This window comes from Ancylobacter sp. IITR112, from assembly GCF_041415945.1.
In the GTDB taxonomy this organism is placed as follows: Bacteria; Pseudomonadota; Alphaproteobacteria; order Rhizobiales; family Xanthobacteraceae; genus Ancylobacter.
The window spans coordinates 2,827,377-2,848,223 of sequence record NZ_JBGCUS010000001.1 but is presented as its reverse complement, the minus strand read 5'-3'; the positions used below and the strand labels follow the sequence as shown (position 1 = coordinate 2,848,223).

The following is a 20,847-nucleotide window of genomic DNA, read 5'->3' as shown; positions in this document are numbered from 1 at the left end:
CTGAGCAGCCGCTCATCCCCGACCGGGCTCCGGGCGCCTGTCAGTCGGCGAGCGGCAGGCGACGCAGCAACGTGTCGACGCTCTCGCGCCAGCTCAGCCACGGCATTCCGCTCGATTCCACCACCCGGCCGGCTCGCCATCCCGCCAGCCAGGCCTCCAGCGCCGTCTGCAGGTTCCGTGCGCTGGCTCCGTCGAAATAGGTGCCGTGGTCGCCGACCACTTCACGGAAGACCGGGATGTCGCGGGCCAATATGGGCAGATTGTGCCGTGCGGCCTCGATCAGCGGCAGCCCGAAGCCTTCGGCCTCGCTGGCGGCGAGAAGGCAGGTGCAGGTGCCATAGAGCCGCGTCAGCTCCTCGTCGCTGGGACGCTCGATCCAGATCAGCCGATTGCCCGCCTCGGGGTGAAGGCGCAGCCTCTGGATGAGCGCGTCGACCTTCCAGCCCGCCGTGCCGGCGATCACCAGCGCGGCGTCGCTGCCGGCGGACCACAGCCGCTCGAAGGCGTCCAGCGCCAGCGCATGGCCCTTGCGTGGTTCGATGGTGCCGACCATGAGGAAACGAGCACCGCCGCCCGGCGACGGGGCGGGGCTTTTCCTGCGCTCAGCCTGCGCCGTGCGGCTGGTTGCCGTCTCCAGATCCGCGCCGAGGTGGAACCAGTCGATGGCGGGCGCCCGCCCGGTGGCGGGCGGATGCGCGGCGAGGTAGTCGGCGAGTTCATCGGCCACCGCGCGGGAAATGCAGATCAACTGGTCATAGCGCGCGATCGTCTGCAGCCATTGCTCGAAGACCCCCTCGGGAATGGGAAAATAGGCCGGGAGCCGGATCGGCAGCAGGTCGTAGACGATGAAGGCGAGATGCATGCCGGCCGATGCCATCGCATCCAGCGCCCCCTGCATGCGCGGGAGGACCAGGAGCGGCAGGTCCGGCCCGAGCAGGACATCGCCGGGATAGATGTCGACGGGATCGTCCTCCGCCCACATTTCGGGGCGTCCGAGGAAAGCGCAGGTGAACCGGCGCGCATAGCGGAAGCGGCCGAGGGCGGGGTCGCCGAAAACCGGCTCCACCCGCCAACCCGCCGGCGGGTTCGTCAGCAGCACGCCAAGGATCGCCCGCACCACGCGCTGAATGCCGCTATTGGCATCGCCGCGCGAAAGTTCGCTGACATCGACCATCAACTGCCGCAGCCGTGCTCCGGTCGGCAGGCTGTCGGCGGCGGCCTGTGCGAGGGCGGCATCGAGGGCGGCATCAGGCGCCAATCGGGCGAATTCGGCGACCAGCCGGTGCCGGCCTTGCGCGCGGCGGCTGAAGGTCTCGATGGCGTCGCGATAGGCGCGGGCGCAGGCCTCGGGCGAGTGCTGCGCCGCGACCAGCGCCCGCCCTGCCTCGCCCAGTTTCGCGCGCATGTCGGGGGCCCCGATCAGCCGGTCGATGGCCGCCGCGAGATCGCCGGCCGCGAAGGCGTCGGGAATGCGCAGCACACAGTCCGCGGGCAGGTCGGCAAGGCTTCCATGCGCGTTCACGATCACCGCGAGCCCGTGGTTCAGGCAGTCGAGGGCGGCGGCAGAGCTTTCCCCGCGCGAGTGTGTCCTGAGCTGGATGGCGAGATCGGCCGCCAGCAGATGGTCGCGGAACCTCGCTTCATCGGTCCAGCCGGTGATGTCGACGCGGCCGGCCCAGGGGGTGCCGGCGATAAGCTGCATGATCTGCGCATGTTGGTCGCCATCATCGCCCACAAAGAGGAAGCGGACCTTCGGATTGGTGGAGGCGGCGGAGGCGAGCAGTCCCTCAATGAGGCGAAGCGGCAGCTTGGTCGGCGCGATATGGCCGAAACTGGCGATCAGCACCTCGTCATACCCGATGCCGAGGCGCGAGCGGGCCGCGCTTCGCGTGCCGTCGCCGGGTCGATGGAGCGTCCGGGCCAGCGGCACGACCTGCCAGTCGTCGACAGTCGCCGGGTGGTAGAAGCGCTGCGCCAGCCGGTGGGCATGTTCGGAGTGAACGATCACGCCATCCGCCGCCCGCACCGCGCGCGCATTGGTCGGCCAGACGCGGCTCGCCGTGCCGATGCTGTCCTGGCCCTCGGCCGCCGCGCCGAATGGGGGCAGTGCCGCATAGCCATGGTTTTCGGCCAGCAGCCGGAAGAAGCGGGGCAGCGAGGAGGCGCGCTCGATGCCGGAGAGGAAAAAGTCATGCAGGACGACGACGCCCGGCACGTCCTCCAGCAGCTCGAACATGTGGGCGTGGAAATGGGAATTTCCGAACTGGTAGAGCACACGATCGAAGCGGTCGGCATTGGCGCGCAGGAATGCGATGTCGTGTACACGGTAGCGGGCCGCCAGCGCGGGATCGACCGAGCCCGGCTCGCGCGCGATGAGCTCAATGTCGTAATACGCAGACAGGGCGGGTAGGAGATCGGCGCTGTAGAAGCTGATGCCGCTGCGCTCGGGCGGCAGGGGCGAGACGTAGGCCAGCCGCGGCTTGGCGCTGTCGGTCCCGCTTGTCCGCGCCGGCGTCGGCTGTGACAACCGCCCGCGCAGCGCGTCCAGCGCGCGCCGCGCCGTGTCATCCCAACTGAACCGCGCGGCCTGAGCGGGCGCCGACTCCCGCAGTGAAAGGCGAAAAGCCTCGTCCGTCAGCACCTTCTCGATCATCCGCGTCATGTCCGGAATGGAGCGCGGATCGAACAGCGCGTCCTCGCGGACGATGATCTCCGGCACGCTGGAAACATTCGCTCCGATGACCGGCGCACCGCAGCGCAGCGCCTCCAGCACCGGAAGCCCGAAGCCCTCGTACCAGCTCGGGAAGATGAACGCCGCGCACATATTGTAGAGGGCGACAAGCGTGTCGTCGGGCACATGGCCGGTGAGGATCACCGCATCCTCCGGCAGGCGGGCGGAGCGTGCATGGGCGCGAAGCCGCCGCTTGTCATCGTTGTGGGCGCTGCAGATGATGGCAAGCTGATGCGTGTCGATCACCTGCCGGGGAAGCGCGGCGAAGGCGCTGATGAGCGCGGGAATATTCTTACGGGGATCAATGCCGCCGGTATACATCAGGAAGGGGCGGGTGAGGCCAAGCTCCGCGGCGATCCCCTCGCGCTGCGCCGGGTCGAGCGCGAGCGGCCGGAAGCGGGGGGCGACATCTGAGCCAATGTTGACGACCCGCTCCGCCGGCAGGGCGAGATGCTCAGCCGCGTCGCGCGCCGTGCAGGCAGAGATGGCGAGCAACAGATCGGCCTTGTTCAGCGCCGCGAGCTGCCCCTCGTACCAGCGCCGGATCGCCGGATCGGCCAGATACGTGTCGGCGAAAAGGTGCGGGATGAGATCGTAAAGCACAATGGCTGTCGGGATGTCGCCCGTTCCGACCACGCAGTCCTCGGCGAAGCCTTCGAAAAGGCTGGTGACCAGAACCAAATCGGCGGCGCAATCGGCGATGACCGCGTTGCGCAGGGCAACCGCCGCCTGTCGCCTCTCGCCTCCCGCGAGGAAGCTGACGGGCGTCGGGGCGGTCCAGACGCGCATGCGGACATTCGGCCATGCGGCGAAGGCGCGCCGCAGGCCCATATTGTCCTCTCCGACCATGCCGTTCAGCAGCAGGATGAACTCGTCGTCCGGCGCGTGGCGCAGCAGGCCCTCCACCAGAGCGCGCGTATAGCAGCCGATGCCGCGCCGGGCGCTCGAGCGCGACTGGAGGCCTTGAAGGTCAATAAGGATGCGCATGCTCTCCCTCACCCTTCCGTCGGGGCGATGGCGCGTCGCGCCGCGATGCGTCGGGAAAGCAGCGCGGCCGCAGGGCTGAGATGAGGGGCCGATCCCGGCGAGGCGTCGGGTTCCCAGGAGGCACCGGAGCCGGGAGAACCCACCCATGCGCCGGGAAGGCCCTGATATTCCTCGCTGGCGAGCCATCGCTGGAACGGCCGGCGCGGCCGTCCATTTGCGTGGAAGATCACCCACCGGAACGAACCGCGCGGCTTGCCGCTGGTGTGAAAGAGCAGGCGGCGCAGCATCTTGGTCGGCCGGCCCGATTTGCGGAAGAGCAGTTTCTCCCAGGCCGGGCGGCGCATGGGCGGCGCCGTGCCGGCGCCTGGTGGGGAGGTCTGCTGCGCAAGTTGGGCGCGAAGCTCGTCGATCTGCCGCTCCAACTGCTTCAGCCGTGCCGCCGCGTCGCGGCTCGTGGCGCGTTCGTCCGCAAGCAGGCGCTCAAGCGCGTCGACCTGCCCGTCGTGCTTCACGAAATCGTCGAAGACATTGGGCGGGGCGGAGAAGGCCGCCGCGAGGGCCGCGTGTTCTCCGGCGAGGTAGAAACGGTTGAGGCCGTCCCAATAGACGCGGCGATAGCCTGCCGCGATCAGCAGTCCTTCCCAGTCCCGCGACGTTTCTTCCGGTGAATTGGGGCGCGTGGTCTCGATGACGATGAGCCAGGGGCGATAGCGGGCGAGGTCCAGCCCGCGCACCACCGCCGTTTCATGCCCCTCAACGTCGATTTTCAGAAAGTGAATCGTCTGGTCCGGCGCCAGATGCGCGTCCAGGAGCTCGGTGAGCCTGCGCCGGGGCACGTCGATGACCGACACCGCCCAACCCTGAGCGCGATGCAGTTCGGCCAGCGCGGGATCGACCGTTGTCAGGCCACTGTCACCGATGATGTGGAGCCGGGCGGTTCCCTCGCCATCGCTCGCCGCGACGCCCAGATTGAGGTCGCCCGGGCGCTTCGCCTCCAGCTCCGCCAGACGCTCGGGCATCGGCTCGATGTTCACCCCCCGCCAGCCGCGCTCATAGAAGGCGCGGGTGACGCTGTCGACATCCGGCGAAAAAGCGCCGACATCGACATAGAAGCCGCGGCCGACATGGGCGAGCGCCCGCCAGAGCATGACATCTTCATAATTCTGCGCGAACGAAACAAAGGCCACGGCATGTCTCCGAAGGCGGTGAGCGGCGCCACGCCGGCCGAACCCGTGGGCCGGCGGCGCAGGCGCGACGGCGCGCAGGCGGCGGTGCAAGCAGACCGTTCGGCCCCACGGAGGCGCGGGACTCCGGCTTGGCCGCCACGGCCGGCGCCTTAGCTGGCCGGTCCGCCCGGGCGCCAGTCATCATAATCCGACCGGGCCATCATGACCGCAAGCTCGCCAACCGTGACCTTTGGCTCCCAGCCGAGCCTCGTGCGGGCTTTCGTGGCATCGCCGATGAGAAGGTCGACTTCCGCCGGCCGGTAGAATGTCGGGTTCACCCGGACGGCAAGCTTGCCGCTCTTGCGATCCACCGCCTGTTCGTTCGTGCCCTCGCCGGACCAGTCGAGGCTGAGTTCGAGCGCTTCGGCCGCGAAGGTCACGAAATCCCGGATGGGTGTGGTTATGCCGGTGGCCAGAACGTAATCGTCAGCCGCTTCCTGCTGCAACATGCGCCACATGCCGTCGACATAGTCGCCGGCGAAACCCCAATCGCGCCGCGCATCGAGATTGCCGAGTTCGAGCGGGACGTGCTCGCCACGGGCGAAGCGGGCAAGGCCGAGCGTGATCTTGCGCGTGACCATCTCCGCGCCGCGCACGGGACTTTCATGGTTGAAGAGAATGCCGGATGAGGCATGCAGCCCGAACGATTCCCGGTAGTTCACCGTGATGTAATGGCCATAGGCCTTGGCCGCCCCATAGGGCGAGCGGGGATGGAACGGGGTCTCCTCATTCTGCGGCACTGCGCGCACGCGGCCGAACATCTCGGAAGTTGAAGCCTGGTAGAAACGCGCCTGTGGCGCATAGGTGCGCAGCGCGTCGAGCAGGCGGACGACGCCGAGCCCGTTCACATCGGCGACGTAGATCGGGTGGTCCCAGGACGAGCCGACAAAACTCTGGGCGGCAAGATTATAGACTTCGTCGAAGGGCGTGGCACGAATGACGCGGTTGATTCCGTTGATCTCGCCGAGATCGAGGTCGACCAGACGAACGTGATCGGCGATGCCGAGCTTCTTCAGGCGGGTGAGCTTGACCTGAGAATTGCCCCGGACCGCGCCTGTGACCTCATAGCCTTTTTCAACCAGAAGGCGGGCCAGATAACTCCCGTCCTGGCCGGTTATTCCCGTGATCAACGCCTTCTTCACACCGTACTCCCCACCTGCGAGGTCAATCTGGACGAGATTGACTATAAATACATGCCGGCGGCGCCTGTCCAGTGCAACCATTTCCGCATGATGGGTTGTTACTAATATCGCATCTGTTTCAAGATAGGTAAAAAGTCATTTGAGTATGCATGCTATATAATTTGCATAAATAATCACATTCTGATTATGCCCCAAAACAGGCGGCTCGATCAAATAATTTGTTTAATGATATTCGATGTGGCTTCAAATGAATGGGTGCTTTTCAAGTGGAAGAAGCCGGCACGCGCACGTTCCGCAGCGCCTTCCGGTGCGTCATAGATCTCTCGCAGGAGGCTGGCAGCATGGTCGATATTCGGTTCGGCCCAAGAAGAACCGCCTTCGGCGCCCACATAGTGCCGCTCCGTCACAGCGACGGCCCGATAGGTCACGGGAAATCCCGTCCGCTCATTGATGAAATCCCGCGATCCGCCGAAATCGGTGGCGACGACGCATTTGCCGTGCGCCAGCGCTTCCGCGCATCCGAGGCCGAAGCCTTCGGAACGATGAAGCGAGATGAAGACGTGGCACGCCTCCATCAGGGCCGACATATCCACCCGGGTGAGAGTCCTGTCGATGATCGCGATGCGTGGATCGTCCTGCGCGCAGTCAAAGAGTTGCCTTCGCGCCGGCTCGTCGGGCTGGCCGCGCGCCTTGACGACCAGACGGACATCTTCCCGCCCGGTCGGGAACGCGGCGCGAAACGCGCGTATCGCCCCGAGCGGGTTCTTGCGCGCGACATAGGAATCGAAGTCGAAGAAGGTGTGGATGGTGAGCGGCCCGGCGAAACTCTGCTGCGGGGGAGTGGCGGGCAGGTAAACGGGCTGCGGGACGAGGGGCACCGGCCTCGACAGCAGCTCTTCCAGCGCCGTGCGAATGAATGTGGTGGGCGCCCAGCAGGCATCGAAGGCGCCGAATAGCGGCTTCCAGGCGGTGGGAAGCCGCGGCAGTTCCCAATAGGGATAGACGATATTGCGTTGGCCTCGGCAGTTGCGAGGCGCGAACATGCCGACCTCGGCCGCACCGCAGATCGTCAGCGACGTGTCATGCCGCGATGCCCTGGCCAGCCGATCCGCCAGCACACATTCCGACATGCGGCCGGGAAGGGGGACATTGATCAGCCCGGCGGAAATGCCGCCGTGATCAAGCGCGGCCACCATGAGCCGCGCGGCTTCTCCCAGGCCGATCTCCGAGAGGAGGTAGCCGACAATGTCGAGCCCCGGCGGGCGGCATTGCCCGAGAAACTCATGCAGCCAGCATGGCTTTGGCAGCGCAGAAGGGCAATTGGCCGACCGGCAGAGGAGCGCGCGTCTTGCCCGCGCCAGAGACCCGCCAAAGATGTTCCTGGCTGCAAACGCCTGCAAAATACTGGCCTTTCGGGCGAAACGGGAACGGACGGACATGAGGGCGCCGCCGCAGCGCCTTCCGCCGGTTCCTCTCCGATCGTGCCGGCACGACATGCGACGGGGTGCAGCCTTTCGCCCTGGCGGCGCGCGCCCCGAAACAAGGGTAGCGTACGAGGCGGTGCCGCGCGCTTCAATCCCCGTTCCCATCGGCGCCTGATGTGGGAAGGTGGCTGCAACGCCGCAAGGCTGCCTTGGGTCCCGCCGGCGACGGCGGGAGGCGCCGCGCGGCGTTTGTTCGACATCGGGGCGTTCCTGAGGCGCGCCCAGGCCGAGAGGAGCGGAAGGTCCCCCGTGGCGCCGGCGGCGGCGCCGGCCGGCAGGCAGGCAGATCAGAGGGGGCCGAAACGCACTCGCAGGCGCAGCGGCGAGGACCCGCGCGCGGCGCCTCCCGCCATCGCGATCGGCGTTGGGAGAGCGGCCCCGTCGAAGATGATGCACGTCCAGGCCCCCGCAGGAAAAGCGGCTATGGCTTGCCTTCGCGCGCCGCAGCCTGCTGCCGTTCGACCAGAAATCTGCCGACAGTACGGCCGCGCCCGCCCCTTCGCACGGCCTCGCTCCCGCCGCCACGCGGGTTGTACACCCGCACTGGAAGGGAGAGGCCGGGTTTGTGAAACTCCAATACCTGCGTCGGCGCTGGCGAGATGAGCCTCTGTCGCAAGGCGCTTCTGATACCGTCAGGTCGAACCCTGGTTGCGGAACGGATTGAACAGGCTGGCGGGTCCGGGAAGCGGCGATGGCCGGGGGGGACGGGCCGCTCATATGCGCCCGCATTCGGCAGGGGGCGGGCACAGGTAGCGTGCCGCGCCGGGCGGCGCGGGGGCTCTCAGCGCCGCAGGCTGCCGCTGGGCTGCGCATCGCTCTCCGCATGCCACTTCGGCCGGACGCATCGGCGGGATCGAGGCGCGGCGGCGGCGGCGGCCGAGCGCTCCGCCGATCGCGGTGGGCGTGGCATGCCGCGCCCGAGCCTGGGCGCTGCCCTGCGCCGAGTTCCCCGAATCGGCTGCCGGCTGGAGCCGCCGCCCGAGGTCGCGCGCTGTGAACATGCCGCGCCGGGCGGCGAGGGGGCTCTCAGCGCCGCAGGCTGCCGCGGGGCTGCGCATCGCTCTCCGCATGCCACTTCGGCCGGACGCATCGGCGGGATCGAGACGCGGAGGCGGGATCGAGGCGCGGCGGCGTCGGCGGCCGAGCGCTTCGCCGATCGCGGTGGGCGTGGCATGCCGCGCCCGAGCCTCCGCGCGGTCGCGCGCCGAGTTGCCCCGAATCGGCTGCCGGCTGGAGCCGCCGCCCGAGGTCGCGCGCTGTGAACATGCCGCGCCGGGCGGCGAGGGGGCTCTCAGCGTCGCAGGCTGCCGCAGGGCTGCGCATCGCTCTCCACATGCCATTTCGGCCGGACGCATCGGCGGGATCGAGACGCGGAGGCGGGATCGAGGCGCGGCGGCGTCGGCGGCCGAGCGCTCCGCCGATCGCGGTGGGCGTGGCATGCCGCGCCCGAGCCTGGGCGCTGTCGCGCGCCGAGTTGCCCCGAATCGGCTGCCGGCTGGAGCCGCCGCCCGAGGCCGCGCGCTGTGAACATGCCGCGCCGGGCGGCGCGGGGGCTCTCAGCGTCGCAGGCTGCCGCGGGCGATGAGCCGGGCAACGGCGGCGAGGCTGGAGGGGTCGTCTTCCAGCCGCCGCAGCAGCAGGCGTCCCCAGACATAGCCGCTGACGAGGTCGAGGCCGGCGCTGGTGTCGAACTGCTCCGCCAACTCGCCGCGCCGGGCGGCGCGGGCGAAAAGATCGGCGAGCGGGTAGCTACGCTCGGCATGGAAGGCCCGCAGCATTTCGAGGCCGGCAGGATCGGCCTGGGCCTCAACTAGAAGCGCGGCGAAGGCTTCACCCGCCGCTGTCCCGCGCCAGAAAGCGATCAGGCGGCCCAGGGCGAGCACGAGATCGCCCTCAAGCGAGCCTGTATCTATGCCGGAGAGATCGAGCGGCTGACGGGCATAAATCTCGATCAGCAGCGCTGGCTTGCCGCTCCACCAGCGATAGATGGTCGGCTTGCCGGCGCCGGCACGGCGCGCCACCTGCTCGATGGTGAAGCCGGCATAGCCCTTCTCCGCCAGCACCGCTTCGGCCGCCTCCAAAATGGCCTCGGCGGCGGCCTTGCTGCGGCGCGGCCCGGCCGAACCGCGACGCTCGGGGTGGGCGGAGGGCTGCCGGGTCCGCAGGCGGGCGGTCGCAGAAACCATCTTCGTTAACCTTTGCCAGCACCGCCGCTCCTTGACGAATCCGACAGATGACAGGGCGACGACCATCGGGTCCCCGCACGACCACCGCCGGGCGGAAGACGATACGAAACGTTCCGATTCGCGAAACGATACGTTTCGTATCGTTACCAAGTCCTTGAACGGCTAACAATTTGCCGCCTATGCTGCGCTTCGCCGTGCCGTCCGCTCGGCCCTGCTCGTCAGCGCCGCGGAGCGTGGAAGTGGCGCCCTCAACTCGCGAATCACCAAGCCCTACGCCCAATTCCTTGTCGCCTGTTGCCGGCCAAAGGTAAAGATCGCCCGGGCAACGACGCCACGGTCCGACCTGCGGAGCGACCTGCCGGAACAGCAGCCTCGCAGGCGCCCGCGCGGCGCCGGCTCCGACGCCAAGCCCTCCCGGCATGCCAAGAGTGCAGGCCGGGAGGGGGCGCGTGGCGGGCGGTCCTCAACGCGGTGGGGCGGCTCCGCAGCGGGGGGCGGTCGCACCGGCGACGATCTCAAGCATCGGCCGCCCTGCGCTCGTCTGCGCCGCGTCGACTGGCCATGCCTTTGCTCTCGTCCGGGCGTCCGCCTGCGTCTGCTCGGGCCGAGCAGGTGGTTCTCAACGCGATGGAATGGCTTCGCAGCGGGGCGTCGGTCGCACCAGCGACGATCTCCAGCATCGGCGGCGCTGCGCCGCGCTCGCTTGCGCCGCGTCGATCTCCTTTTTCGGGGGCGGACGGCTAGGCGATGAGCGGAACCGGGGAGAGTGCGCGTGGTCGTGGTCCTCGGCGCAATGAGCAGCCCCGGGCTACTTACAGGACCGCGGTCTCTCAGTCCCCCCGTTGCCACGGTTCCCCCGGCGACGCGTGGATCGCGTACCGAGCAGAGGGCCGGGACGGGACCGCTCCGCTGGCGGTCCTCGACACGATGGGGCAGTATCTCGGGGCCGCCTTGCGGAACAGCGGTGGTCTTGAAGAAAGGCGCCATCCCGGTCTCTTGCGCCGCGGCCTCGATCTCCGCTTGCGCCGTTGATCGGTGCGGGAAGAGCGCAAGGCTGGAAGGGGGCGATGCAGCGGGAGGCCTGGCTGGCATCGGCCCGTCCCGCGGCGCTATCGTTGGAAAAAGGTGCAGTCTTGAAGAACTGGGCGGATTCGATCGTCGTCGCAACCTTGCCAACAATATTACGATGAAGAAGTCGAACCGGCGGTCGGACAGGTCGGGAAGGATGCTGACGTTGCTCTCGTCCGGGCGTCCGCCTGCGTCTGCTCGGGCCGAGCAGGTGGTTCTCAACGCGATGGAATGGCTTCGCAGCGGGGCGTCGGTCGCACCAGCGACGATCTCCAGCATCGGCTGCGCTGCGCTCGCTTGCGCCGCGTCGATCTCCTTTTTCGGGGGCGGACGGCCAGGCGATGAGCGGAACCGGGGAGAGTGCGCGTGGTCGTGGTCCTCGGCGCAATGGGCCGTGGCGGCCACCCTTGGGGACGCCCGGTTACAGCAATAAACGAAGGCCGCCGCGATGACGGCGTGGCGGCGAAGCCTCCGGCTCGTTCGCCGTGGCGGCTTGCCCGTCGGTGCAAATCGCTGCCGCGGAACAACAGACGCATGGCGCGCCGGCCGACGGCGCCCGCGTCGCGATGCCGGGGAATAACCTGATCCGAGCTTTCAGGCATACCGGACACAAAACCTGCCCCGCCAGGCGTCGTGCCGGCTCTTGCGGCTGAAGCCGGCGATCGTCTGGCAGCGTGTCCGGAGGTGTTGCCACGCAAGCGCCTGCCGCTCCCGCGCCGCTGGACGGTGCCGGCGATCAACCGCCGGTCGTCCGAGCCCGCTGCTTCCCCACGCACCGCCAACGTTGAGCGGCGGCTCGGCTTCCGCCTCGCCTCGTCTTGCGGATGTTGTGCTTCTCGGGCACATCCTTGGCGCCCTTGTCCCGCGATCGAGTTGCCGCCATGGCCCACGCCGCTCCCGTGTCTCCGCTTGCTCCCACCGTCACGCCAGATGTCGGCCCCGTCGCCGGGGTGCGGTTTGCTACCGCCGAGGCGGGTATCCGCTATAAGGGCCGCACAGATGTGCTGCTGCTGACGCTGGACGAAGGCACAACGGTGGCCGGCGTGTTCACCCGGTCCAAATGCCCCTCGGCGCCGGTCGAGTGGTGCCGCGCCAATCTCGCTCACGGCACGGCGCGGGCGCTGGTGGTGAATTCCGGCAATGCCAACGCCTTCACCGGCGCCAAGGGCCGGGAATCGACCGCGCTGACCGCCAAAATCGCGGCCAAGGCGCTCGGCTGCCGCGAGGAGGAAATCTATCTCGCCTCCACCGGAGTGATCGGCGAGCCGCTCGATGCCAGCAAATTCGAGGGTGTGCTGGAAGAGACGGCGACACGGCTTGCGCCCTTGCCGTGGATCGAGCCGGCCAAGGCGATCATGACCACCGACACCTTCCCCAAGCTCGCGACCGCCAAGGTCAAGATCGACGGCGTGGAGGTGACCATCGCCGGCATCGCCAAGGGCGCGGGCATGATCGCGCCGGACATGGCGACCATGCTCTCCTTCGTCTTCACCGATGCCGCCATCGCGGCGCCGGCGCTGCAGGCCCTGCTCTTCAAGGGCGTGGTCGACAGTTTCAACGCCGTCACAATCGACGGCGACACTTCCACCTCGGACACGCTGATGCTGTTCGCCACCGGCGCCTCCGGTGCGCCGCAGATCACCGATGCGAAGGACCCGCGCCTCGCCCGCTTCCGCAAGGCGCTCACCGGCGTGCTGGCTGACCTTGCCGAGCAGGTGGCGCGCGATGGCGAGGGTGCGCGCAAGCTGGTGAAGATCCATGTCACCGGCGCCACCTCCAAGCGCTCCGCCCGGCGCATCGCCATGTCGATCGCCAATTCGCCGCTGGTGAAGACGGCGGTGGCCGGCGAGGACGCCAATTGGGGCCGCATCGTCATGGCGGTGGGCAAGGCCGGCGAGCCAGCGGAGCGCGACCGGCTCTCCATCTCCTTCGGCGGCATCCGCGTGGCGCATGAAGGCGCGCGCGATCCGGCCTATGACGAGGCGGAAGTCTCCGCCTATATGAAGAACGACGTGATCGACATCGCCGTCGATCTCGGCCTCGGCCGGGGCGCCGACCGGGTTATGACCTGCGACCTCACAAAGGAATATGTCGCCATCAACGGCGATTACCGTTCGTGAGCGGCCCGGGGCAAGCGGCATGAAACTCGTTCTCGTCGCCGCTGCGGCGCTCATCGACGCCGATGGCCGCGTGCTGCTGACCGAACGTCCGGCGGGCAAGCAACTCGCCGGGTTGTGGGAGTTTCCCGGTGGCAAGGTGGAGCCCGGCGAGCGGCCGGAGGAGTGCCTGATCCGGGAACTCGCCGAGGAACTCGGCATCACGGTGCGGGAGCCGTGCCTCGCCCCGCTCAGCTTCGCCAGCCATACCTATGAGAGCTTTCAACTGCTGATGCCGCTGTGGGTCTGCCGGCGGTGGGACGGGCAGGTGCAGGGCCGCGAAGGCCAGCGCCTCGCCTGGGTGAAGCCGGGCCGGCTGCGCGATTATCCCATGCCGCCGGCGGACGAGCCGCTGATCCCGGTGCTGCTCGACCTGCTGGGGCCGGGGCGCTAGGCGCGAGCGGCGGCACGTGTAGGCGGCGGCCGGCGTGGTCGGCGCTACCCGCCCCCGGGCAGCTTGCCTTCCGGCACATTGAGCGCGTCCGCCAGCCTTGTCTTGGCGGAACCGGGCCGGAGCGGCTTCTGCTGGCTTTCGTGCGGCGCCCAGCCGGAAACCCACACGATCTCGAAGGTGGCGCGCAGGCGCCCGTCCGGATCGGCGAAGCGTTCGGCATAGACCTCGAACAGCCGCACCAGCGTCTTCTTCAGCAGCGGCGCGCGGCGCCGATCGGCCAGGGGGTTGGCCGCGCCCATGCGGCGCAGATCGTGCAGCAGCGCCAGCGGGTCGCCATAGCGCACCACCACGCGGTCGACATCGGTGACGGGCAAGGCGAGGCCGGCGCGCTGCAGCAGGCCGCCGAGATCGCGCAGTTCGACAAAGGGCGCGACACGCGGCGAGATGCCGCCCAGCGTGTCGCTCTCGGCAATGGCGAAGGCCTCGCGCAATTCGGCCAGCGTGCTGCCGCCGAGGAAGCCGGCGAGCATTAGCCCGTCGGGCTTCAGCGCCCGGCGGGTCTGCGCCAGCACGCCGGGCAGGTCGTTGATACTCTGCAGGGCGAGGGCGGAGACCACGAGATCGAGCGAGGCCGGCGCGAAGGGCAGGATTTCCGGGTCGATGACGGCATCGACATCCGCCCGTTCCTGCGGGCCGAAGGCGTGATAGCTCCCCACCATGCCGGTGTCCGCCAGCGCATCGCGCAGCGCGCGGGTCGGGGTGCCGAGATCGGCCACCGTATCGAAGCGCCGCTTGACCGCGCTGAGGCGGTCCACCAGGTCTTCCGCCACCCGGTCGAGCAGGAAGGTCTCCGGGCCGAGCTTCTGCGCCCGGCGGCGGCGCAGGGCCAGCGCCAGGGGATCGAACACGCGCTGCGGCGAGGGGGCGGTGGGGTCAGCGGACATGGCAGGCTCCTCGGTGAGAGCCATAGGGCGATGGCGCCGGCGGGTCAAAGGCGGGACGGTCGCACCGTCGCGGCGGGTTGGGGGCGCCCCCTACTGTGCTACTCTTGGCGCATGGTTACGTTGCAACCGCTGAGCCGCGAACCGACCGTCGACGAGGAGGCGCTGCCGCCGGCGCGGGCGGCGCGGCTGCGCGCGCTGGCGGGGCGGCTGTGGGGCGGGCTGGTCGATGTGGCGCTGCCGCCGGTGTGCATGGCTTGCCGGGCGGCGGTGGACACACCGGGGTGCCTGTGCGGGACATGCTGGAGCCGGCTCGCCTTCATCGCGCCGCCCCTTTGCGACCGGCTGGGCACGCCGTTGCCCTATGGCTTTGGCGAGGGGCCGCTGATTTCCCCCGCTGCCCGGGATGCGCCGCCCGCCTATGGCCGGGCGCGGGCGGTGGCTGCCTTTGGCGAGGTGGCACGCGATCTCATCCACGCGCTGAAATATGCCGACCGGCTGGATATCGCCCCGCCCATGGGGCGGATGATGGCGCGCGCCGGGGCGGATATATTGGCCGATGCGCAGGCGCTCATTCCCGTGCCGCTGCATCGCGGGCGGCTGTGGCGGCGGCGGTTCAACCAGTCGGCGGCCCTGGCGGGGGTGATCGGCCGCGCGACCGGGCTCCCGGTGCGGGCGGAATGGCTGGAGCGCCGGCGCGCGACGCGCCCGCAGGTGGGGCTCGACCGGGCGGCGCGGGCGCGCAATGTGCAGGGTGCGTTCGCCGTGCCGGAGATGGCAAAGGGCGAGCTCCGGGGCCGGCGCCTGGTACTTGTGGACGATGTGCTCACGACAGGGGCGACGATCGACGCCTGCGTCAAGGCGCTGCTGCGCGCCGGGGCGGGTCAGGTGGACGTTCTGGTATTCGCGCGGGTTGCTGATGGGGGTGACGCGCCCATATCATGACCGAGCAGGATCACGACCGCCCAGGCGGCCGACGGTTAGGACAAGCCTATGGCGAAGATCGAGATTTACACCACCTCAACCTGTCCCTATTGCCATGCCGCCAAGACGCTGCTCGGGCGCAAGGGTGTCGACTATGCCGAGGTCAATGTCACCGGCGACCCGGTGGCGCGCTCGGCCATGTCGAACCGTGCCAATGGGCGCACCAGCGTGCCGCAGATCTTCATCGACGGACGGCATGTCGGCGGTTGCGACGATCTTTACGCGCTTGAGGAGGCCGGCGAACTCGACGCGCTTCTGGCAAGCTGAGCGAGACTTCCACCTGAGATATCGACCATGACCACCTCCGACCCCGCCGTCCCTGCCGGCACTCCCCCGCTCGGTGCCCCGTTCCGCGCCGCGCTCATCCAGATGCGTACCGCCAAGGATGTCGCGGCCAATGTCGCGGCGGCTTCCGCGCTCATTCGCCGGGCGGCGGCCGAGGGGGCGAGCTACATCCAGACGCCGGAGATGACCGGCACGATGGAAGAAAACCGCGAGGCGCTGTTCAGGGTGCTGCATGCGGAAGAGGACGATCCGGCGCTGGCCGCTTTCCGGGCGCTCGCCGCCGAACTGAATGTGCATCTGCATATCGGCTCGCTCGCCGTGCGGGCGAGCGAGCATCGGGCGGCCAACCGCTCCTATCTGCTCGCCCCCGATGGCAGCATCGCCGCCCGCTACGACAAGATCCACATGTTCGATGTCGACCTGCCCAATGGCGATGTTTACCGCGAGTCCGCCGCCTACCGGCCGGGCGAACTCGCCATTGTCGCGGACCTGCCACAGATCCGGCTCGGCCTGACCATCTGCTACGATCTGCGCTTCCCGGCGCTGTTCCGTGCGCTGGCAGAGGCGGGCGCGGGGATGATCGCCGCGCCGGCCGCCTTCACCCAGTCCACCGGCGAGGCGCATTGGCATATTCTGCTGCGCGCCCGCGCCATCGAGACCGGCTGCTTCGTGCTCGCCGCGGCGCAGGGCGGCACGCATGAGAATGGCCGCAAGACCTTCGGCCACAGCCTCATCATCGACCCCTGGGGCACGATTCTCGCCGAAGGCGGCAGCGAACCCGGCATCATCGCCGCCGAGATCGACCCTGCCGAGGTTGCCAGGGTGCGCGGGCGGATTCCGTCGCTGTCGAACGGGCGGCGCTTCGAACTGGTGATGCCGGCCGACCAGAGCCGGCTGCACCTCGTCTCCGGTGGCGCGGCATGATCCTCTATCGCCTGTCCTGCGAGAAAGAACACAGTTTCGAAAGCTGGTTCCGCGATTCCGCCGCCTACGATGCGCAGCGTGCGCAGGAACTCGTCACTTGTCCGCTCTGCGGCTCGGCGGAGGTGGAAAAGGCGCTGATGGCGCCGGCGCTGGGGCGCGGCACCCGCAAATTCGCGGTCGAGGCGCCCGCAGAAAGCGTGACGCCCGAATCCGTCGATGTGGCGGCAGAGGCTCCCGCGCCGGTCGCGCTGATGTCGGAGAAGGAACAGCAATTGCGGGCCCTGCTGCGGGCCGTGCGCGACCAGGTCGTCGCCCATTCCGTCGATGTCGGCGACGAATTCGCCACCCGCGCCCGCCGCATGCATGAGGGCGAGGAGGAAAGGCGCGCCATTCGCGGCGAGGCGGACCCGGAGGAGGTGCGCGCGCTGATCGAGGATGGCATTGAGGTGCTGCCGCTGCCCGTGCTGCCGGACGAGCGGAACTGAAGGGGCTTTCGCCTGCCACGATCGCCGCCGGAATGCAGGAAGCTCTACGGCGCCGCCGCCTTCGCCTTCTCGATTTCCGGCAGGAGGCGCGTCTTCAGGCCTTCCGCGTCGAGCGGGCCGATGAACTTATAGGCGATGCGCCCGTCCTTGCCGATGACGAAGGTTTCCGGCACGCCATAGACGCCCCAGTCGATCGCGGTGCGCCCATTTGCGTCGACGCCCACCGCCGCATAGGGGTTGCCGAAGCGGCCGAGGAAGCGGCGGGCATTGCCGGCATCGTCCTTGTAGTTCAGCCCGACGAGACGGAAGCCCGGCATCTGCGACAGCTCGACCAGGAAAGGATGCTCGTCGCGGCAGGGCACGCACCAGGAAGCGAACACGTTCAGCACCGTCACCTCGCCCTTGAGCGCGCCGGAGGTGAGGCCCGGCACCGGCTGGCCGTCGCGCGTCAGTCCTTCCAGCGGCGGCAGATCGAGCGTCGGCGCCGGACGGCCGATCAGGGCGGACGGCACGCGCGAGGGATCGCCGGAGAACAGCCGGCCGTAGAACAGCCCGGCCAGAGCCAGAAAGGCGACGAGCGGCAGCAGCACCAGCAGCCGGCGGCCGGATCTGCCCGCTGGGGGCGGAGGCGAAGTCTCGGGCGGGGAAGTCTCGGGCGGGGTGTTCATGCCTCGGTGCGTCCGGCCGAGCGGCGGCGTACGCCACGCGCGTCCATCTCCTCCAGCCGGCGGCGCACGGAGCGGCCATCGACCACGATCCACAGCGCCAGGGCGCCGAGCGCGACGGCGCTCATGGCGTAGCAGGAAAGGATGAAGAAGCCGTGCTCGCCGAGCATTCAGTGGGCCTCACGCATAGGCAGCCTCGGCGGCGGCGCGCGCTTCCAGCACGCGCAGGCGGCGGCGGTAGATTTCGTTGCGCATCGCCGCCATGTGCAAAGCCAGCATCAGCAGGGTGAAGCCGATCGCACAGATCAGCAGCGGCCAGAGCAGGCTGGAATGGATGGTCGGGCCGTCCATGCGGAACACCGAGGCCGGCTGGTGCAGCGTGTTCCACCAGTCGACCGAGAATTTGACGATGGGCACATTGACGAAGCCGACCAGCGAGAGCACCGCCGCCGCGCGCCCGGCCTGATTGGGATCCTCGATCGCCGAGCGCAGCGCCAAGAGGCCGAGATAGAGCAGCAGCAGCACCAGCATGGAAGTGAGGCGGGCGTCCCATACCCAATAGGTGCCCCACATCGGCCGGCCCCAGAGCGAGCCGGTGAACAGACAGAGAAAGGCGAAGACCGCGCCGATGGGCGCCATCGCCTTGTGCGCCACATCCGCCAGCGGATGGCGCCAGACCAGAATGCCGAGGGCGGACAGCGCCAGCATGGAATAGCCGAACATGGCGAGCCACGCGAAAGGCACGTGGATGTACATGATCTTCACCGTCTCGCCCTGCTGGTAGTCGGCCGGGGCGCGGAAGGCGAGAAAGAAGCCGAGCGCCAGCGTCGCCAGCGCAAGGCCGGACAGCCATGGCAGCACGCGCCCGGAAAGGGCGAGAAAGCGGGTGGGGTTGGCAAGGTCCATCAGCGCCATAGCGCGGTTCTAATCCGCCGCTGGCCGCACGGCAACACGCCCGGGCCGTGTCGGAACGCGGATGTGACGCCACAGCCTCGCCAAATCTGCGCTATTGAAAGGGGGCGTCACCGACCGAACAGGATTCGAGCGCTTATGCCGCACATCTCGCCCGCCGCCACGCTTCTCCTCGCGCTCATCGCCCTGCCTGTGGGGGCCGCTTCCGCAGCGCAGGCGCGCTCGACCCAGGACGAGATGATGAAGCTAGAGCCGTCGGAGCGGGTGGAGCAAGTGTGCAACACGCGGGCGATGGGCGAGGTCCAGCGCGCCGGCAAGGGCATGCACCCGGACGAACTCGTCGCCTATGCTTATCGTGATCCCGTGGTGAAGGGTTGGAAGATCAAGGCACCCGGTGCGGCGGTGCGCTCGGGCGGCACCTGGTATCACATCGCCTATGAATGCGAGACGGCGCATGACGGGCTCGACGTGACGAGCTTCCGCTACACGCTCGGCGCCGCCATCCCGACGTCGGAGTGGGGCGCCCACTATCTCGTCGGACAGTGAGCGCCGCCCACGCGAGCGACGGCCTTACCAGGAGCGCAGCGCCCGCAGGGTGGGGGTCTTCTTGTCGAGATGGTCGGCCATGCGGCCGAGCAGCCGGTCGAGCAACTGCACCGCCTCCACCACCGCCGGGCCCTTGTTGAGCATGACGCATTCGGCGCGTGCGGCCATGGCGGCATCGGTCATTTCGCCGCGCGAGGGAATGCCGTCGCGCACCAGATCCTCCAGCACCTGCGTCGCCCAGATCGACGGCACCGCGCCCGCCTCGCAGATCCAGAGCAATTCCTCCTGCATCTCGGCGAGCCGCTCGAAGCCGATCTCGGCGGCGAGGTCGCCGCGCGCGATCATCACGCTGAACGCACCGGAGCGGGCGGCGCGGGCGATCAGGTCCGGCAGGTTGCGCACCGCCTCGGGCCGCTCGATCTTGGCCATCAGGCCGAGCGGGCGCTCGCGCCCGGCGCCGTGGCGGGCGATGGCGGCGTCGAGCAGGTCGAGATCCTCCGGCCGGCTGACGAAGGAATAGCCGATGAGATCGGCGCATTCGATGACGGTGGCGAGATCGGCATCGTCCTTGTCGGTCAGCGGGGAGAGGCCGAGCGCGGTGTCGGGCAGGTTGATGCCCTTCTCCGGCTTGAGCTTGGTGCCGCCGGGGCGGGTGTGGAGAATGCGCAGGATCGCCTCGCCCTCGCGTACGCTCTCCACCACCGCTTCCACCTTGCCGTCGTCATAGCGCACGCGGTGGCCGACCGCGAGGCGGGTGACGATCTCGGGCAGCGACACGGCGGCGCTGAACAGAGCGGCGTCGTCGACGCGCGGCTCGCCCTCGGCGACGAGGCGCAGCGTGTCGCCCGGCAGCAGGCGGCCGGACGGCTTGTCCTTGCGCATCGGCAGCACGGCGCCGGTACGGATCTTCGGGCCGGCAATGTCCATCAGCAGCGTGATGGACCTCCCCACCGCTTCGCCGGCGGTCCGCACATGTTCGGCCATCCGCCGCCAGGCCTGCGGGGTATCATGGGCGCAGTTGATACGGGCGACATCCATGCCCGCCCGCGCCAGCGCGAGGGTGAAGGCGGGGTCATCCGCCGCCTCGCTTGGCAGCGTGACCATGATGCGGGTGTAGCGCCCCTCCCGCTCCGAGCCGAGGCTGGCGACGGCCGCTTTGTCGAGACGCGCCTCGCCGGCGAAGAAGGCGGCTTCGTCGGGCGCCGTGAACGGAACGGGCCGGCCACACAGGGCGGCAAGCGCCGCCAGCACCGCGTCGAGCGTCGGCAGCACCCGGCTTTCCAGCCGCCCGAGCGAGGAGAGCCCGCGCCGCATCAATTGCCGCTGCAGCGGGCGCAACTCATGGCGGCGCAGGGCGAGGTAATGGGCGAGATTGTCGAGCGCCGCGTCCTCGCGCCCGGCCTCGCGCCGGAACCGCTCGATGAGCGGCGCGGCTTCCTCGATCACCGCCGCGCGCAGCGACAGCAGCGTCTCGAACAGGGCAGCGCTGTCGTTGGCGGCGTCGTCGGCGGGGGCGGAAGGGGCGGGGGTGTCGTGCGTCATGACCGGGTTCCTCGCGAGGCTGCGGCACGCTAGAATGGCGCTGTTACGCGGCTGTGACCTCCGTAGTCTCCCGCAAAAGGCCGGCAAAACTTGACTTGGCGGCGCGCGGCGCTTACCAAGCCGGCATCTCTCGCAGAACCCGCGAGCCGATCCGCCGCCCGGTCCATGAGGCCGGAGGTTAACGCCCGA

Annotated in this window: 17 protein-coding genes; 7 read left to right on the top strand and 10 right to left on the bottom strand. The window is 69.0% G+C overall.

Translation table 11 applies throughout. The annotated features are described in order from the left end of the window. Window positions 1-40: 40 nt before the first annotated feature. The 5 genes from AAC979_RS13625 to AAC979_RS13605 form a co-directional block, all read right to left on the bottom strand. On the bottom strand, window positions 41-3,718 hold the full coding sequence (locus AAC979_RS13625; RefSeq protein ID WP_371347416.1) for a glycosyltransferase: 3,678 nt from the start codon (window positions 3,716-3,718) through the stop codon (window positions 41-43). An 8-nt stretch (window positions 3,719-3,726) separates the two neighbouring features. Further along, window positions 3,727-4,905 carry an FkbM family methyltransferase gene (locus AAC979_RS13620; protein WP_371347415.1) on the bottom strand — a complete coding sequence of 393 codons (1,179 nt, stop codon included), beginning with the start codon at window positions 4,903-4,905 and terminating at the stop codon, window positions 3,727-3,729. 149 nt (window positions 4,906-5,054) lie between these two features. After that, window positions 5,055-6,086, bottom strand: coding sequence for a GDP-mannose 4,6-dehydratase (locus AAC979_RS13615; protein WP_371347414.1), 1,032 nt, complete (start codon window positions 6,084-6,086; stop codon window positions 5,055-5,057). Window positions 6,087-6,295: 209 nt separating this feature from the next. Then, on the bottom strand, window positions 6,296-7,525 hold the full coding sequence (locus AAC979_RS13610) for a glycosyltransferase (RefSeq protein WP_371347413.1): 1,230 nt from the start codon (window positions 7,523-7,525) through the stop codon (window positions 6,296-6,298). Between the two features lie 1,601 nt (window positions 7,526-9,126). After that, the gene (locus tag AAC979_RS13605; RefSeq protein ID WP_371347412.1) at window positions 9,127-9,756 is read right to left on the bottom strand and encodes a TetR/AcrR family transcriptional regulator; all 630 of its coding nucleotides are present in this window, start codon (window positions 9,754-9,756) and stop codon (window positions 9,127-9,129) included. Between the two features lie 1,949 nt (window positions 9,757-11,705). On the opposite strand from AAC979_RS13605, the gene argJ reads away from it, so the two are divergent. Then, the gene (gene argJ, locus AAC979_RS13600) at window positions 11,706-12,944 is read left to right on the top strand and encodes a bifunctional glutamate N-acetyltransferase/amino-acid acetyltransferase ArgJ (protein WP_371347411.1); all 1,239 of its coding nucleotides are present in this window, start codon (window positions 11,706-11,708) and stop codon (window positions 12,942-12,944) included. Between the two features lie 19 nt (window positions 12,945-12,963). Continuing rightward, window positions 12,964-13,374, top strand: a complete 411-nt coding sequence (gene mutT / locus AAC979_RS13595) for an 8-oxo-dGTP diphosphatase MutT (protein ID WP_371347410.1) — start codon at window positions 12,964-12,966, stop codon at window positions 13,372-13,374. A gap of 44 nt (window positions 13,375-13,418) precedes the next feature. On the opposite strand, the gene AAC979_RS13590 is transcribed toward mutT, so the two are convergent. Beyond that, entirely contained in the window at window positions 13,419-14,318 is a 900-nt protein-coding gene (locus AAC979_RS13590) for a methyltransferase domain-containing protein (RefSeq protein WP_371347409.1), read from the bottom strand. Window positions 14,319-14,438: 120 nt separating this feature from the next. On the opposite strand from AAC979_RS13590, the gene AAC979_RS13585 reads away from it, so the two are divergent. The 4 genes from AAC979_RS13585 to AAC979_RS13570 are packed head-to-tail and all read left to right on the top strand — an operon-like array spanning window position 14,439 to window position 16,993. Beyond that, window positions 14,439-15,260 (top strand): ComF family protein, encoded by an 822-nt coding sequence (locus AAC979_RS13585; protein ID WP_371347408.1) that lies wholly within the window; start codon window positions 14,439-14,441, stop codon window positions 15,258-15,260. 48 nt (window positions 15,261-15,308) lie between these two features. Next, on the top strand, window positions 15,309-15,566 hold the full coding sequence (gene grxC, locus AAC979_RS13580; RefSeq protein WP_371347407.1) for a glutaredoxin 3: 258 nt from the start codon (window positions 15,309-15,311) through the stop codon (window positions 15,564-15,566). Window positions 15,567-15,593: 27 nt separating this feature from the next. Beyond that, entirely contained in the window at window positions 15,594-16,508 is a 915-nt protein-coding gene (locus AAC979_RS13575) for a carbon-nitrogen hydrolase family protein (RefSeq protein ID WP_371347406.1), read from the top strand. Then, window positions 16,505-16,993, top strand: coding sequence for a DUF1178 family protein (locus AAC979_RS13570; protein ID WP_371347405.1), 489 nt, complete (start codon window positions 16,505-16,507; stop codon window positions 16,991-16,993). The genes AAC979_RS13575 and AAC979_RS13570 overlap by 4 nt, the downstream gene beginning before the upstream one ends. 44 nt (window positions 16,994-17,037) lie before the next feature. Here the strand turns inward: AAC979_RS13570 and AAC979_RS13565 are convergent, their stop codons facing one another. From AAC979_RS13565 to AAC979_RS13555, 3 genes are read right to left on the bottom strand one after another with little or no spacing between them, the layout of a single operon-like run. Then, window positions 17,038-17,661, bottom strand: a complete 624-nt coding sequence (locus tag AAC979_RS13565; protein WP_371347404.1) for a DsbE family thiol:disulfide interchange protein — start codon at window positions 17,659-17,661, stop codon at window positions 17,038-17,040. Further along, window positions 17,658-17,828 (bottom strand): heme exporter protein CcmD, encoded by a 171-nt coding sequence (ccmD, locus tag AAC979_RS13560; RefSeq protein WP_371347403.1) that lies wholly within the window; start codon window positions 17,826-17,828, stop codon window positions 17,658-17,660. The genes AAC979_RS13565 and ccmD overlap by 4 nt, the downstream gene beginning before the upstream one ends. Before the next feature lie 10 nt (window positions 17,829-17,838). Beyond that, window positions 17,839-18,573, bottom strand: coding sequence for a heme ABC transporter permease (locus AAC979_RS13555; RefSeq protein ID WP_371347402.1), 735 nt, complete (start codon window positions 18,571-18,573; stop codon window positions 17,839-17,841). Window positions 18,574-18,708: 135 nt separating this feature from the next. Between AAC979_RS13555 and AAC979_RS13550 the strand changes: the two genes are divergently transcribed. After that, window positions 18,709-19,116: a DUF930 domain-containing protein gene (locus tag AAC979_RS13550; protein ID WP_371347401.1), complete on the top strand. Its 408-nt coding sequence runs from the start codon at window positions 18,709-18,711 to the stop codon at window positions 19,114-19,116. Between the two features lie 24 nt (window positions 19,117-19,140). Here AAC979_RS13550 and AAC979_RS13545 read toward each other — a convergent pair whose 3' ends face one another. Then, complete coding sequence (locus tag AAC979_RS13545) at window positions 19,141-20,658, bottom strand: pyruvate kinase (RefSeq protein ID WP_371347400.1); 1,518 nt, start codon at window positions 20,656-20,658, stop codon at window positions 19,141-19,143. Between the last annotated feature and the right edge of the window lie 189 nt (window positions 20,659-20,847).

Coding starts and splice junctions, on each gene's coding strand:
- argJ (WP_371347411.1), top strand. CDS start 11,706: ATGGCCCACGCCGCTCCCGTGTCTCCGCTTGCTCCCACCGTCACGCCA.
- ccmD (WP_371347403.1), bottom strand. CDS start 17,828: ATGCTCGGCGAGCACGGCTTCTTCATCCTTTCCTGCTACGCCATGAGC.
- AAC979_RS13575 (WP_371347406.1), top strand. CDS start 15,594: ATGACCACCTCCGACCCCGCCGTCCCTGCCGGCACTCCCCCGCTCGGT.
- AAC979_RS13565 (WP_371347404.1), bottom strand. CDS start 17,661: ATGAACACCCCGCCCGAGACTTCCCCGCCCGAGACTTCGCCTCCGCCC.
- AAC979_RS13550 (WP_371347401.1), top strand. CDS start 18,709: ATGCCGCACATCTCGCCCGCCGCCACGCTTCTCCTCGCGCTCATCGCC.
- AAC979_RS13545 (WP_371347400.1), bottom strand. CDS start 20,658: ATGACGCACGACACCCCCGCCCCTTCCGCCCCCGCCGACGACGCCGCC.
- AAC979_RS13625 (WP_371347416.1), bottom strand. CDS start 3,718: ATGCGCATCCTTATTGACCTTCAAGGCCTCCAGTCGCGCTCGAGCGCC.
- grxC (WP_371347407.1), top strand. CDS start 15,309: ATGGCGAAGATCGAGATTTACACCACCTCAACCTGTCCCTATTGCCAT.
- mutT (WP_371347410.1), top strand. CDS start 12,964: ATGAAACTCGTTCTCGTCGCCGCTGCGGCGCTCATCGACGCCGATGGC.
- AAC979_RS13605 (WP_371347412.1), bottom strand. CDS start 9,756: ATGGTTTCTGCGACCGCCCGCCTGCGGACCCGGCAGCCCTCCGCCCAC.
- AAC979_RS13610 (WP_371347413.1), bottom strand. CDS start 7,525: ATGTCCGTCCGTTCCCGTTTCGCCCGAAAGGCCAGTATTTTGCAGGCG.
- AAC979_RS13555 (WP_371347402.1), bottom strand. CDS start 18,573: ATGGCGCTGATGGACCTTGCCAACCCCACCCGCTTTCTCGCCCTTTCC.
- AAC979_RS13590 (WP_371347409.1), bottom strand. CDS start 14,318: ATGTCCGCTGACCCCACCGCCCCCTCGCCGCAGCGCGTGTTCGATCCC.
- AAC979_RS13570 (WP_371347405.1), top strand. CDS start 16,505: ATGATCCTCTATCGCCTGTCCTGCGAGAAAGAACACAGTTTCGAAAGC.